Origin of the sequence: Bacillus sp. ISL-55, assembly GCF_018613155.1 — a bacterium.
In the GTDB taxonomy this organism is placed as follows: Bacteria; Bacillota; Bacilli; order Bacillales; family Cytobacillaceae; genus Mesobacillus.
The window spans coordinates 1-13,866 of the sequence record NZ_JAGGQU010000038.1 but is presented as its reverse complement, the minus strand read 5'-3'; the positions used below and the strand labels follow the sequence as shown (position 1 = coordinate 13,866).

At 43.5% G+C, this 13,866-nt stretch carries 12 protein-coding genes; 11 read left to right on the top strand and 1 reads right to left on the bottom strand.

All coding sequences use genetic code 11. From position 1 onward, the window contains the following. The first annotated feature begins 3 nt into the window (after nt 1–3). On the top strand, nt 4–1,245 hold the full coding sequence (locus J7E32_RS17585) for a S8 family peptidase (RefSeq protein ID WP_214910008.1): 1,242 nt from the start codon (nt 4–6) through the stop codon (nt 1,243–1,245). Between the two features lie 486 nt (nt 1,246–1,731). Here J7E32_RS17585 and J7E32_RS17580 read toward each other — a convergent pair whose 3' ends face one another. Next, nucleotides 1,732–2,859, bottom strand: coding sequence for a CAP domain-containing protein (locus J7E32_RS17580; protein WP_286183407.1), 1,128 nt, complete (start codon nt 2,857–2,859; stop codon nt 1,732–1,734). A gap of 220 nt (nt 2,860–3,079) precedes the next feature. Here J7E32_RS17580 and J7E32_RS17575 point away from each other — a divergent pair, with 220 nt between their 5' ends. The 10 genes from J7E32_RS17575 to J7E32_RS17530 all read left to right on the top strand — a co-directional run bounded on the left by J7E32_RS17575 (nt 3,080) and on the right by J7E32_RS17530 (nt 13,798). Further along, nucleotides 3,080–4,078 (top strand): hypothetical protein, encoded by a 999-nt coding sequence (locus J7E32_RS17575; protein WP_483297617.1) that lies wholly within the window; start codon nt 3,080–3,082, stop codon nt 4,076–4,078. Nucleotides 4,079–4,191: 113 nt separating this feature from the next. Then, nucleotides 4,192–5,478 carry a kynureninase gene (kynU, locus tag J7E32_RS17570; protein ID WP_214910003.1) on the top strand — a complete coding sequence of 429 codons (1,287 nt, stop codon included), beginning with the start codon at nt 4,192–4,194 and terminating at the stop codon, nt 5,476–5,478. Between the two features lie 14 nt (nt 5,479–5,492). Continuing rightward, nucleotides 5,493–6,326, top strand: coding sequence for a tryptophan 2,3-dioxygenase (gene kynA, locus J7E32_RS17565; protein WP_214910001.1), 834 nt, complete (start codon nt 5,493–5,495; stop codon nt 6,324–6,326). Between the two features lie 202 nt (nt 6,327–6,528). Beyond that, a complete protein-coding gene (gene kynB / locus J7E32_RS17560; protein WP_214909990.1) occupies nt 6,529–7,155 on the top strand; it encodes an arylformamidase in 627 nt (208 codons plus the stop codon). Between the two features lie 139 nt (nt 7,156–7,294). Continuing rightward, nucleotides 7,295–7,924, top strand: a complete 630-nt coding sequence (locus J7E32_RS17555) for a TetR/AcrR family transcriptional regulator (protein WP_214909982.1) — start codon at nt 7,295–7,297, stop codon at nt 7,922–7,924. Between the two features lie 50 nt (nt 7,925–7,974). Next, complete coding sequence (locus J7E32_RS17550; protein ID WP_214909980.1) at nt 7,975–8,859, top strand: ABC transporter ATP-binding protein; 885 nt, start codon at nt 7,975–7,977, stop codon at nt 8,857–8,859. Nucleotides 8,860–8,862: 3 nt separating this feature from the next. Continuing rightward, nucleotides 8,863–9,660, top strand: coding sequence for an ABC transporter permease subunit (locus tag J7E32_RS17545; RefSeq protein ID WP_214909978.1), 798 nt, complete (start codon nt 8,863–8,865; stop codon nt 9,658–9,660). A gap of 15 nt (nt 9,661–9,675) precedes the next feature. Next, complete coding sequence (locus J7E32_RS17540) at nt 9,676–10,473, top strand: ABC transporter permease subunit (RefSeq protein ID WP_214909976.1); 798 nt, start codon at nt 9,676–9,678, stop codon at nt 10,471–10,473. 319 nt (nt 10,474–10,792) lie between these two features. Further along, nucleotides 10,793–12,202: a protoporphyrinogen oxidase gene (gene hemY, locus J7E32_RS17535; protein WP_214909974.1), complete on the top strand. Its 1,410-nt coding sequence runs from the start codon at nt 10,793–10,795 to the stop codon at nt 12,200–12,202. Between the two features lie 132 nt (nt 12,203–12,334). Then, nucleotides 12,335–13,798 (top strand): PAS domain-containing sensor histidine kinase, encoded by a 1,464-nt coding sequence (locus J7E32_RS17530; protein ID WP_214909972.1) that lies wholly within the window; start codon nt 12,335–12,337, stop codon nt 13,796–13,798. The last annotated feature ends 68 nt before the right edge of the window (nt 13,799–13,866 follow it).

The following is a 13,866-nucleotide window of genomic DNA, read 5'->3' as shown; positions in this document are numbered from 1 at the left end:
TGAATGAAAAAGAAGAAAGTACTAGGAGCCGCACTATTAAGCATGACAATGGGTTTATCTATGTTCACGGCTGGGGCATTTGGCCAGGCGCCAGAGGCACAGGATTCTTACCGGGTATTAATTCAAGGGCCAAAAGCTGAACAAGCAAAGGCAAAGGATCAGTTCGGCAAAAGATGGGACTTCGGAGCGAATGGTTTTACAACAACTGTTAATGCAAAGCAATACCAGGCACTATTGAAAAATAAGAACCTTCAAGTTGAAGCAGTTTCCCAGGTACAGGTGAATGCAAAGCCGGGTGCAGGAGCCCAGGCATCGCCAACCGATCAAACACCATGGGGGATGGAAGCAATCTATAATGATAACAATCTACAGGCAACATCCGGTGGTAACGGTGTAAAAGTAGCGGTTCTCGATACTGGAGTCAACGTAAACCATGCTGACTTAGCAGGAAGCGATGAACAATGTAAGGATTTTACACAGAGAAAGTCACCGCTGGTTAATAATTCTTGTTCCGATAAAAATGGACACGGAACTCATGTTGCAGGAACAGTCCTTGCTCATGGCGGATCTGGTTTGGGAATTTACGGAGTGGCACCAGATGCTGACCTTTGGGCTTATAAAGTGTTGAATGACAGAGGATCAGGCTATTCTGATGACATCGCAGGAGCAATTAGGCATGCTGCGGATGAAGCAGTTCGAACAGGCTCAAAAGTCGTTATTTCGATGTCACTTGGATCAAGCAGCAAGAGTGCGATGATTGCTGATGCTGTTAATTATGCATATGGAAAAGGCGTCCTCGTAGTTGCCGCAGCAGGTAACAGCGGACCGAACGCCAATACTATTGGTTACCCAGGTGCGCTTACCAATGCAGTAGCAGTAGCAGCTTTAGAAGATGTCCAGGAAAACGGTACATACCGTGTCGCTGACTTCTCATCCCGCGGAAATCCGCTTACAGATGGTGACTATGTCATTGGTGAGCTTGATGTGGAGCTGTCCGCACCAGGCAGAGCAATCGAATCTACCTGGTATGACGGTTCATACAACACAATTAGTGGTACATCAATGGCAACACCGCACGTTTCCGGATTGGCAGCGAAAATCTGGGCTGCCAATCCAAACATGAGCCATACACAACTTCGTGCTGAGCTTCAGAACCGTGCAAAAGGTAACGATATCCTTGGCGGATCAGGAGCAGCATCTGGTGATGACTATGCTTCAGGATTTGGATTCCCGCGTGTGAAGTAAATATTGTTAGGAAAACCGCTTAATCGAGTGCTGTGATTAAGCGGTTTTTGTTATTGGTGAACTGGGAAAAAGCGCCCAAAATTTCCAGTTCGCCAATATAATTTGATTTTCGCCAATAAGCAGGTGAAAATCGCCAATAAAGTTGTGAAAACCGCCAATAAAATGAATTCACGCATGAAAAAGAGTTGGAACTTGTATTGAAATCTGGACTTTCTAATGCTTGTTCACGATAATATAGCGGAAATTTTAATTTTATATAGCGGCTTTCTGATTTATATAGTTAAAATAGATTTTTTATAGCGACTTTCATATTTTTTATAGCGATTTTTTCATTTTTATAGCGAAAATAGATTTTTTATAGCGATTTTCTGATTTTTATAGCGAAAAAAATTTTTTTATAGCGATTTTTTCGTTTTTATAGCGAATTGGAAATTATCCGCGATTTTTTCCAGCAGTAATAAAGAAAACCGAGCGATTTAACTCGGTTTAAAACTTCCTCTTACTATAAAAGTTCTCTGTAAAATAAGGCTCATGCTTCGGCCCGAACGCGACGCCGACACCGAGCAGCTTAAAGTCGGATTTCAAAATATTTTCACGGTGGCCGAGCGAGTTCATCAATCCTTCGTGGGCAAAGATGCTGCTGAACTGCCCATACGCAAGATTCTCCCCGGCGACCGAGAACGCGATATCATCCTCAGCCATCCTATCAAAAGGCGACTGGCCTTCAGGGTTCGTGTGGCTGAAATATGAGTTTTCCGCCATATCGGCGCTGTGCTTTCTGGCAGTGACTCTCACCTCGTCGTCCCAGGTAAGAATGCCAAGTCCGTGCATCAACCTTGAAGCATTGGTCAGATCAAACAGCTGGTATTCAAATCCTTCCTTCAATGCCTCACTTGCCTCCGTATAAAAACCCGCCTTGCTTTGTTCCAGCTTTTCGCTGACCATCTGGATTGCTGTCACGGTATTGTTTTTATGTTTATCATAAAAAACCGTCACATAGCTGTCATCCAAATTATAGACGTCATAGTCCTGGTCCTTTTGAAACTGGTAATAGACAAGTCCTTTCCTTATTTCGCTAAGCGGCTCCCCAAGTGTCTGACGGACTGTTTCCTTTGGAGTGCCATACTTGATTCCATTTTTAGCCGCAACCAAATCCTGATTTGTATACAAAGCATTCACAACCCCATCTTTGCTGTATGAAATCATGATGAAGTTTTGGAAATTCTCATGATAAGCATGCCACTCTGTTCCATACTCGTTCACGGAAACCCGTTTAGGATCACCAAGCTGAGCTTCTACTTCAGGTTTCGCATCGCCAATGCCAATATTATGGATGGTGAATGTTTTTTCAGAAGGTGTTTCCAGCTCGGGCTTAGCCACTTTAGGCAAAAGGTTTTGCTCTTCCTGCGTCAATTCTTCCTTTTTCTCATTTAACTGCCATATCAGCTGATTGATCCCGCTGTTCACCGTTTCCAATGCTTTGCTGAGTTCGGGATTTTCTTTTAACTTATCTATTTCAGTATTTAAACTTTGAAAATCTTTTTCATTCGTTAAAAATGGCCATGCAAAGTAAAACAAAGCCCCTAAAATCACGAGGGAAAATAAACGTCTCAAGAGTTTTCTCACCATCCTTAGTTCCTTATCACCAATATACCCATTAATACTTGATTAAAAAAGCATACTAGCTTGGTGACAGGGCAAACTTTGTATAGTAAAACTATCCAAAGATATTTTTGTGAAAAGATTCACATAAAGTTCAAAACTCTGCTGCTAATATCTTATGATTCAGTAGTATTATTACTATCTAGATAGTGTTTATATGCCAGGAGGTTTTATAGTGAAAAAACTGTTGCAAATCTTTATTGTGTTCGGACTCATTCTGACACCTTTATATACAAATGCTCACGTAAAGTGGTTTACCGAAGTTGCGCCAAAGAAAGAAAGTATTGAAAATATTTTATCGCCGTTATTTATGGGTCTTGCCATACTGGCGGCAGTTGTTCTCGCTTCATTGACTATTATTATTCCGAAAATGGCTCAAATGCCGCTAATCAAAAAGTGGGATGATTACCTTTCAGGGTTCCGGAAGTATTCCCGATACTTATTGAAGTACGGAACGGCAGCGGCCTTGATTATCCAGGTCACAAACGGTACCTTGTTTGCACCGGAGTTCCAGTTGGACAGCAGCTTGATGACGGTTTTAGCGTGGGTCACGATTGGCCTGCTCCTTGTTCCGCACCATATCTCAACAAAATTAGGGGCATCCATTTTACTGATCCTATTTATCATGGTCACGGTAAAGCATGGTATTTTTTATATGCTTGATTACGGTTTTTATGTGGCTATCATCGGCGTGCTGCTTGTCGGCAGCACTAAGCTTGAAAACGTTGGCTTCCCATTCTTATATTTGGGGACAGGACTTTCATTATGCTGGGTCGCCGTTGAAAAATGGGTATACCCAACCATGTCGCTGGATATCGTCGCAAACCACCAGGTACCTACCTTCGGCTTTGAACCAGCAGCTTTTATCGTCATGGCCGCTTTTGTAGAATTCGTAGTCGGCTACTTGCTGGTTGTCGGTATCCTGAATCGAGTGCTTGGTTTTGTGGTCACAACGATTTTTATTTTAACGACAATGTTGTTCGGTTTTACTGAAATCATCGGCCACTTTATGATTCATATTGTCCTGATCATCTTCATCATCGAAGGCGTATCCTTCTATAATCCGCCAATTAAAATGCACAAAACAAGAGTGGACCAATTCATCTTTATATTTTTGAACTTCATTTTCGTCTTATCGACCTTTGTGTTGATTTATTATCGATTTGCTTAAGCAGCCTCAATGGGGCTGCTTTTTCTTTTTAGAATTATCAGACCTTTTGTTGACGCTTGCTTCTGTTCTTTGTTACGATTTCTCTAGTTGCAAATGGAATGGGAGAGATGACGATGAAGCCTTATTCTTTTCAACCTGATGCGGAATTTGCCGCACAGCTTGACCGCGAAGATCTATTAGCCTGTTACCGGGATGAATTTTACCTGAAACCTGATTCAATCTATCTTGATGGAAACTCGCTTGGTCTTCTTTCAAAGCGGGCTGAACAAACATTGCTTGAATCATTGGCCGACTGGCGCGAGCTTGGCATCGATGGCTGGATGGAAGGCAACCATCCGTGGTTCTATTTATCTGAAAAACTAGGAGAATTGACTGCTCCGCTTGTTGGTGCCGCTCCTGAAGAGGTTATTGTAAGCGGATCCACAACAGTCAACCTGCATCAGCTGGTGGCTACTTTTTATAAGCCTGAGGGGAAGAGGACAAAAATTCTTGCTGATGAATTGAATTTCCCGTCCGATATCTATGCGCTTCAAAGCCAGCTGCGAATCCATGGCTATGATCCGGATACGCACCTGATCAGAGTGAAAAGCAGGGATGGCAGGTTCTTGGCTGAGGACGATATCATTGAGGCAATGACCGAAGAAATTGCGCTTGTTGTGCTGCCGACTGTGCTGTACCGCAGTGGGCAAATCCTCGATATGGAGCGGTTGACAAGGGGGGCTCACCAGCGTGGAATCCTTATTGGCTTCGATGGCTGCCATTCAATTGGCGCAATTCCTCATGCTTTCTCTGATTGGGGAGTCGACTTTGCCTACTGGTGCAATTATAAGCATTTGAATGGCGGGCCAGGGGCTGTGGCAGGTCTTTATGTGAACTCGAAGCATTTTGGCACGAAGCCTGGTCTTGCAGGTTGGTTCGGTTCAAGGAAAGATAAACAGTTTGATATGGAGCATGTTCTGACACCTGCAGAGAATGCCGGTGCCTACCAGATTGGTACACCACATGTGTTGAGCCTTGCTCCTTTACTTGGCTCATTGGAAATGTTCGCCGAAGCGGGAATTCAGAATATCCGCGAAAAATCATTGAGGATTAATCAATATCTAATGGACCTGATTCAGCATGAGTTAGGCGAAGCAGGTTTTAAAATCGGCAGTCCTGTTGAAGATTTTAAACGTGGCGGCCATGTCAGTCTTGAGCACAAAGAAGCAGCAAGGATTTGCAAGGCGTTGAAGGAAAAAGGAATCATCCCTGATTTCCGCGCTCCGAACATCGTCCGACTGGCACCTGTGGCCCTATACACTTCTTACACTGATGTCTGGAATGCTGTCCAGATGTTAGAAGAAATCATGGATCATAAATTATACGAGAAATTCAGCAATGAGCGCGGAGTTGTAGCGTAGGGGGGAGTCTGGCAATGAAGGAAGAACAAAAAACTTCACATGAAATTCATACCGATTTTTCAAAAGAGCTGTCTTACGGAAGTTATCTGCAATTGGATAACATCTTATCGAGCCAGCACCGCTTGTCTGATCACCATGATGAAATGCTGTTCATCATCATCCACCAGGCTAGCGAGCTGTGGATGAAGCTGATTTTACATGAAGTGAGCGCGGCGATTGACTGCATCCGTAAAAATGACCTGGAGCCATCCTTTAAGATGCTGTCGAGGGTGTCGAGGATCCAGCAGCAGCTGATCCAGTCGTGGAGTGTACTATCGACGCTGACTCCGGCTGAGTATATGGAATTCCGAGACAAGCTTGGCCATTCATCAGGTTTTCAATCCTATCAGAACCGTTTGATTGAATTTGCTTTGGGACAAAAACAATCTCATGTTCTATCTGTTTATAAGCACGATGCGGACCTGTATAAAAAGATGGAGGATGCGCTGTATGAACGGTCGATTTATGATGCGGCGATCAGTGCGATGGCGATGCGCGGCCTGCCGATAGATGATGCAGCCTTAAATCGTGATTGGTCTGCTCCATACGAACCAAATGCCAGTGTCGAGGAAGCGTGGCTGACGGTGTACCGTAACGTCGATCAATATTGGGATTTATATGAGCTTGCGGAGAAGCTTGTCGATATCGGCAGCCAGCAGCAGCTTTGGCGTTTTAACCATATGAGTACGGTGGAACGGATTATCGGCCACAAAACTGGAACAGGCGGTTCCGCCGGTGTATCCTATCTGAAAAAGGTCGTAGACCACCGATTTTTCCCTGAGCTATGGAGCCTGAGGACGAAGCTATAAAATAAGGGCTGATTACTAGAGATTGTTGTTAAAATCCTAAAGCCGATTTTAACGTATATAAAGTTATTTTGCTGGTCGGTATTAAGTTTGCATGCTCTTTTCTCTTTATAAAGGAGTCAAGGATGCAAAGAAAAAGTGTCATTCAATCCTATTTTGTAGTCAATAGTTTGAGAAAAGAGCTTAAAAGAAAGAAGGAAACAGTATGGGAAATTGGATTGATATTTCGCAGGTTTTAAATGATAAAATTCCTGTTTGGCCGGGCGACACTCCATTTCATTATGAAGTGAGCTGGGGAATGGAAGAAAGCGGCTCTGTGAATGTCGGACAGGTGACGATGAGCACGCATACCGGCACGCATATCGATGCGCCTTTCCATTTCGAAAACGATGGAAGAAAAGTGATCGATCTCGACTTTAACCTTTATATCGGCCCTGCAAAGGTCATCCATTTGCAAAATCCAGCCAGTATCGGAGTTAAGGAAGTAGAATCTTTGGATTTGCAGGGGGTCAAGCGTTTGATGATCCGTACGGACGCGTGGCAGGATAAGACTGTGTTCCCTGAATCTATTCCGCATATCGAGCCTGAATTGGCTGCTTATCTTGCTGAGCAAGGAGTGCAATTGCTTGGTCTTGATTTGCCATCGGTCGATCCATTGGATAGCAAGGAACTGAGGGCCCACCATGAATTGAACAGCCAGGGCATTCATATCCTTGAAGGATTGGTACTTGATAAAATTGAACCAGGAGAATACGAGCTCGCTGCTCTGCCTCTGCCGCTGGAACAGGGTGACGGCAGTCCTGTCAGAGCCGTGATCCGTGAAATTAAATAAAGTTAGAAGAGGGAGGCTGCCATTTGGTGCAGTCTCTTTTTTGTCGAAAATTTTGCCACAAACATTGTTGACCGATGTGGTCAATGAGGAGTAAGATGTAATTGACCGATGTGGTCAATAATAATTTAAGGAGGGCGTTATGTCTTCAAAGTTTTTAAGCTTGAATCCTGAAAAGCAAGAACGAATCCTGAACGCCGCTCTAAAGGAGTTTGCCCTGAAAGGATACGAAAAGGCATCCACGAATGAAATCGTCAAATCAGCAGGCATCTCAAAAGGACTGCTATTCCACTATTTTAATAACAAGAAAGAACTTTATCTGTTCCTTTATAACCACTTTGCCGGTGTGATGGTAGAAGAGTTCTTTAATGAATTGGACCTGAGCGAACGCGACATTTTCGAACGGATGAAAACGCTGATGATCCTGAAAAACAAACTGATGGCAAGGCATCCGGAAGTATTCGACTTCATGGTGGCAGCCTCCATGGAAACCGCGGAAGAAGTAAAGGAAATATTGAATAACACAAATACAGAGCTGATCCAGGCAAGTTACAGCAGGCTATTCGAGAATATTGACATCACTAGGTTCAGGGCTGGAGTCGACATCCAGCGAGCCATCAACATCATAATGTGGACACTCCAGGGCTTCAGCAACCAGGAATTAGAAAAAGCCAAAAAGCTGAACAAAGCACATCACGACTTTGATGAAGCATTCAAAGAAGTCGAAGTGTATATCGAGATGATGAAGAAGGCTTTTTACAAGAATGTCTAAGAAAAAGAGAATGAAAAGATAAAAAGAATTATAATCTGGGAGGGTCTGGCATGAACGTGATTGAGATTAAAAATCTGACTAAAATGTACGGCAAGGCCAGGGGAATTGAGGATGTTAGTTTCAATGTGAAGGAAGGAGAAATTTTCGGGTTCATTGGCCCGAATGGCGCAGGGAAATCAACGACGATCAGGACGTTACTATCATTGATTTATCCAACGAGCGGCAGCGCGACGATATTTGGAAAAGATATCATCACCGCTGCTCCGGAAATCAAAAAGGATATCGGGTACCTGCCATCTGAGGTATTTTACTATGACAATATGAAGGTTATGGATCTGCTCAAGTATTCCGCAAGCTTTTACAAAAAGGACTGCACAAAGCGGATTAAAGAGCTTGCTGACATCATGGAGCTCGACCTTACGAAGAAAATCGATGACCTTTCGCTTGGTAACAAAAAGAAGGTTGGCATCGTTCAGGGACTGCTTCATGAACCGAAGCTAATTATCCTTGATGAACCGACGAGCGGGCTGGATCCGCTCATGCAGCAGAAGTTCTTTGACCTTCTTGAAAAAGAAAACAAGAAAGGCGCGACGATTCTCTTTTCTTCTCATATTCTCAGCGAGGTGCAGAGACTGTGCGACAGGGTTGCGATTATCAAGGATGGCCGGATTGTCACTGTCGAGAAAATCAGCACGTTAAAAGAAAACACCTACAAGAAATTCAAAATCGAAACCAATTCCGTAATCGATAAAACCCTTTTCAATATTGACGGTGTGAACCAGCTTGAGCAGGACGGTGAATTGGTCAGCTTCCTTTTCAGAGGCAACATCAATTCCATCATGAAGAAAATTGCTGAAATCGAGATTGCGAACCTATGGGTCGAGGAGCCTGACTTGGAAGAGATCTTCATGCATTACTATGAAAAGGAGGAATAGAACATGAATATATTCCTTCATGAACTGAAGGCATATCGAAAGTCGACTATTATTTGGACCTTGTCGTTGGTGGCGATGGTTGTCTTGTTTTTATCAATGTTTCCTTCCTTTTCAAAGGATGCAGAAGAGTTTAAGAAGCTGCTTGAAGGATTCCCGGTTGAATTAAGGAAAGCAATTGGATTGTCAGTGGACAGCATCGCGACATTGATTGGTTTTTTCTCTTACGCATTCCTATACCTGAAGCTAGCGGGCGCCATCCAGGCTATGAAACTTGGAACCTCGATCCTATCAAAGGAAACACGGGAAAAGACAGCCGACTTCCTGCTCACCAAGCCAGTGACAAGGACTCAGGTAGTCACTTCCAAGCTGTTGGCAGCGCTGGTTTCGCTGGTAATCACCAACATCGTTTTTATCGGAGCGACTTTCGTGATGGCGTCTATTGTAGAAGGTGACGATTTTAACAAGCAAGCTTTGTTCCTGATTGCTATTTCCCTGTTTTTCATCCAGCTAATGTTCATGGCACTAGGAATTATCATTTCGGTAATTTTCCCGAGAATAAAATCTGTGATATCCGTTTCACTAGGTACTGTTTTTGGATTTTTCATGCTCGGAATGATCAGTTCGACGACAGAGGATGAAGCTTTACGTTATTTGACGCCGTTCAATTATTTCGACTCTGCTTATATCACAGAAAACTCAAGCTATGAAACTTCATTTATCATAGCGGGGGTCATTTTTATCATCGCTGCGGTCTCGGCCAGCTATTATTTTTATGCTAAAAAAGATGTCCATTCCGTTTAGGGAGGAGGGAAAGTCATGAATCTTTTTAAAAGGGAAATGAAAGCAAATCGCAAGTCGCTCATCATTTGGAGTATCGGTGTCATCTTCATGGTCGCCGCGGGCATGGGCAAGTACTCAAGTCTGGAAGTGACGGGGCAATCGATGAATGCGTTGATGGCCGATATGCCTAAATCGCTGCAGGCCATCATGGGAACGGGTTCACTCGATCTGTCCACACCGATTGGTTATTTTGGAGTCTTATTCCTATACCTGGCTGTGATGGGAGCTATCCACGCAGCGATGCTCGGCTCAAACATCATTGCCAAGGAAGAGCGTGACAAGACGGTCGAGTTCCTGCTTGTCAAACCAGTTTCAAGAACGAGAATGATCACATCCAAACTAATAGCCGCTTTGGTCAACATTCTGATTTTCAATATTGTGACCTTCGCTACCTCTGTGGGAATGGTCCAATACTATGCGGAAGGTGAGAGCGTGACCGGGGATATTTCCTTACTGATGGCCGGAATGTTTATTCTGCAGCTGATCTTCCTGGTTACCGGAACCGCAATCGCTGCTATCTATAAAAACGCCAAAAAAGCCACATCGCTGGCAACTGGCACCTTGCTTATCCTTTTCATTTTATCAATAGCAATTGATATGAATGAAAAGCTGGATGGATTGAAGTTCCTGACTCCATTTAAATATTATGATGCGAAGCTTGTTTTGGAGGAAGGCGGGTTCGAACCCCTCTATCTGGCACTGTCAGCTCTGCTGCTGTTCGGGCTGACAATCGTGACCTACGTTTTTTATCGTAAAAGAGATATGAATATGTGATTCTTGGGTTAAACGTGCCCTTATGCGAGGTTTCCGTCTTCGATAAGGGTACATTTCATTAATATATTTATACGATGAGCGAAGGCGATATCCTTAATTCCACCCGTCCCCACTTAAAAATCGAAATCTATTCCGCAATAATCCATTACATTTCCCGCCCTGAAAATTCTCACTTATTTCCCCGTTCACATTTTAGTAAAAAAACAGGCATCTTCCTTCTCGTTATGGGTGCTATACTTAAATGTGTTAAAAACTTCACATACCTACTTAATTTAAATATAGGATAATCAAAATATATTACTGAGAATAGGTGAGCGGAATGGAAGAAAAGAAGGTCATTGTAGTCGGCGGCGGGATTACTGGGCTCGCGACAGCATATTATCTCCAAAAGGAAGCAAGAGAAAAGCAAATGTCCATTAAAGTGAAATTGGTTGAGGCAAGCGATCGTCTTGGCGGTGTCATCAGCACGGAGAAACGGGACGGGTTCGTCATTGAAAGAGGACCGGATTCGATCATAGCAAGAAAAAAGAGTGCGATGAGATTGATAGAAGAAGTTGGCCTTAAAGATAAAATCATCTCCAACACTGCCGGAAAGTCTTATATTTACGCTAGAGGCAAGCTTCATACGATGCCTGAAGGGTCTTTCATGGGCATTCCAACAAAGGTGACGCCATTTGCGTTATCAGGATTATTTTCTCCGCTCGGGAAATTGCGTGCGGCGGGGGATTTCATTTTACCAAAAGGAGAGCCTAAAGCAGACCAGTCGCTTGGAGCCTTTTTCCGCCATCGCCTTGGCGACGAGGTGGTCGACAACCTGATTGATCCACTATTGTCAGGTATCTATGCTGGCGATATTGACGAACTGAGCTTGATGGCGCTGTTCCCGAACTTCTATGAAATCGAGCAGAAGCATCGGAGCCTTGTGATTGGATTGAATAAATCGATGCCAAAGCCGCCCAAAACAGTAAAAAAGCCTGGTTCTAAAAAAGGAATGTTCATCTCATTGTCTACGGGCCTTGAGGAGCTGATTCACCAGGTTGAAAGCCGACTGGAACAAGGAACGGTTGTCAAAGGAACGTCTGTAAAAAAGGTAGTGAAAACAGGCGGTACCTATCAAGTCCACTTCGAAACTGGAGAGGTTGAATCAGCGGACAGTGTCGTCATCACAACTGACCATTTCCATGCGCAACGCATGCTTTCGGAGTATGCATTCATGGAACAATTCAAAGATATGCCGTCCAATTCCGTGGCGAATGTCGCGATGGCATTCCCGAAATCCGCGATTGAAAAAGATATTGAAGGAACAGGCTTCCTTGTTTCGAGAAACAGTGATTTCCGGATCACCGCCTGTACGTGGACACACAAGAAGTGGCCTGGCACGTCCCCTGAAAATATGGCTTTGCTCCGCTGCTATGTCGGCAAACCGGATGACCAGGAAGCAGTCGAATTATCCGATGAAGAAATTGTCGAACTGGTGTTGAAAGATTTGAACAAGACGATGAATATCACTGAAAAACCAATCTTCCATGTCGTATCCCGATGGAGAAAAGCGATGCCGCAATATACGGTTGGGCATCTCGAAAAGATTGCCCATGTTAAAAAGAAACTCGACGAGGAACTCCCTGGTGTTTTCCTTGCCGGAGGGTCATTTGAGGGTGTTGGCATACCTGGTTGTATCGATCAGGCGGAGGCTGCGGTGGATAAAGTAATCGCTCATTTTTCCTTATAATAATTCCTGCCGCTATCTTTTAGAGATAGCGGTTATTATTTTTACTAGAGAGATAATCAAATACTTCTTTTTTAATATCATAATCTTCTGTAAAATAGAGTTATAAGGTAGAAAAAGTTTGGAGAGATCTCTATGCGAAGTAGTTTCCCTATATTTGGGACAGATGATGAAACAATCTATAATCCTGATGAACTGCTGAGTTTATTTTTGGATTGCACGGCTGACGGATTTGCTATTGTCGATATGGAGAATCGTTTTTTAAGGATCAACCATAAGTATACGGAAATTTTCGGCTATACAGAAGAAGACTTGATTGGGAGAACTTTTTATGAGTTTTCAAATCCCGATTTCGTCCCGGGAATCATTTCTGAAGTCCAGAATGGGAAAGCGTTTACCAATATGATAACGAAGCGATTCCATAAAGATGGTTCCATGCTGGATATTGCAGTTTCTTATTCTCCTTTCCGGAACAAGCATGGGAAAATCATAGCGATCATTGCGATATACCGTGATATCACGAAAATAGTGAGCATGGAGCGTGAATTAAATAGAACCCGGGAATTGTATGAATTGATCACCGAAAATACGAGTGACATGATCAAGGTGATTAATAAGGATAAGATGATTGTGTATGCTTCACCTTCACATGAAAAAGTAATCAGTCTGAAGCCGGAACAAATTGTAGGCAGAAGCCTGAGTGAATTTTTGTCTCCTGAGGAAGATGCCATTCTTGATAAAAAACTGGTGGAAATAATTAAAACAGGTGAGCCGCAGATTTTACGGAAGAAGTTTACCACTTGTGATCAAAATGTCGTTTACACAGAGTACAATTTTTCACCGATATATAATGAAAAAAAAGAGATAGAGTCCTTTGTCAGTGTCGGCAGGAATATTACGGACCGGGTCAAGCAGGATGCTACCATCCGAAATCTTGACAGGCTTTCTGTCACCGGCCAGCTGGCAGCTGGTGTGGCTCATGAAATCCGCAACCCGCTGACTTCGTTGAAGGGATTTTCGAAGTTATTGCAGACATGTCTCGATAAGGAGAAGCAAAGTGATTACCTTGCCATCATGATGAATGAACTCGATAGGATCGATACGATCGTCAATGAGTTCATGTCACTGGCAAAGCCTCAGGCAGTGCGGTATGTAAAAGAAGATCTGAAGTCTATCCTGGACAGTACGATCAATATCATCCATCCGCAGGCATTGATGAACAACGTCCAAATCATCACTGATTATCCAGAAGAAACTATCATGCTTTCCTGCAATCCGCATCAGCTAAAGCAGGTATTTCTGAACTTCTTAAAAAATGCGATAGAATCAATGAATGATGGCGGAAAAATTCTGATTGACCTTCAGATGAATGAACCGGGTAAAGTACTGATAAGAATTGCCGACGAAGGAGCAGGCATCGAATCGGACCGGCTGCGATACCTTGGAACGCCTTTTTATACAACAAAAGATAAAGGAATCGGGCTTGGCCTGACTGTCAGCAATAAAATCATCCAGGAGCACAATGGCACAATGAAGATTGTCAGTGAAAAAGGCCAAGGGACCACAGTGATTGTTGAATTGGATTGTCTTGAGACATAGGATAGAGAACCAAAAAAAAGCGGCTCCCTGAATGGGAAGCCGTTTTCTTGTGTGCGCCCAGCATGGGT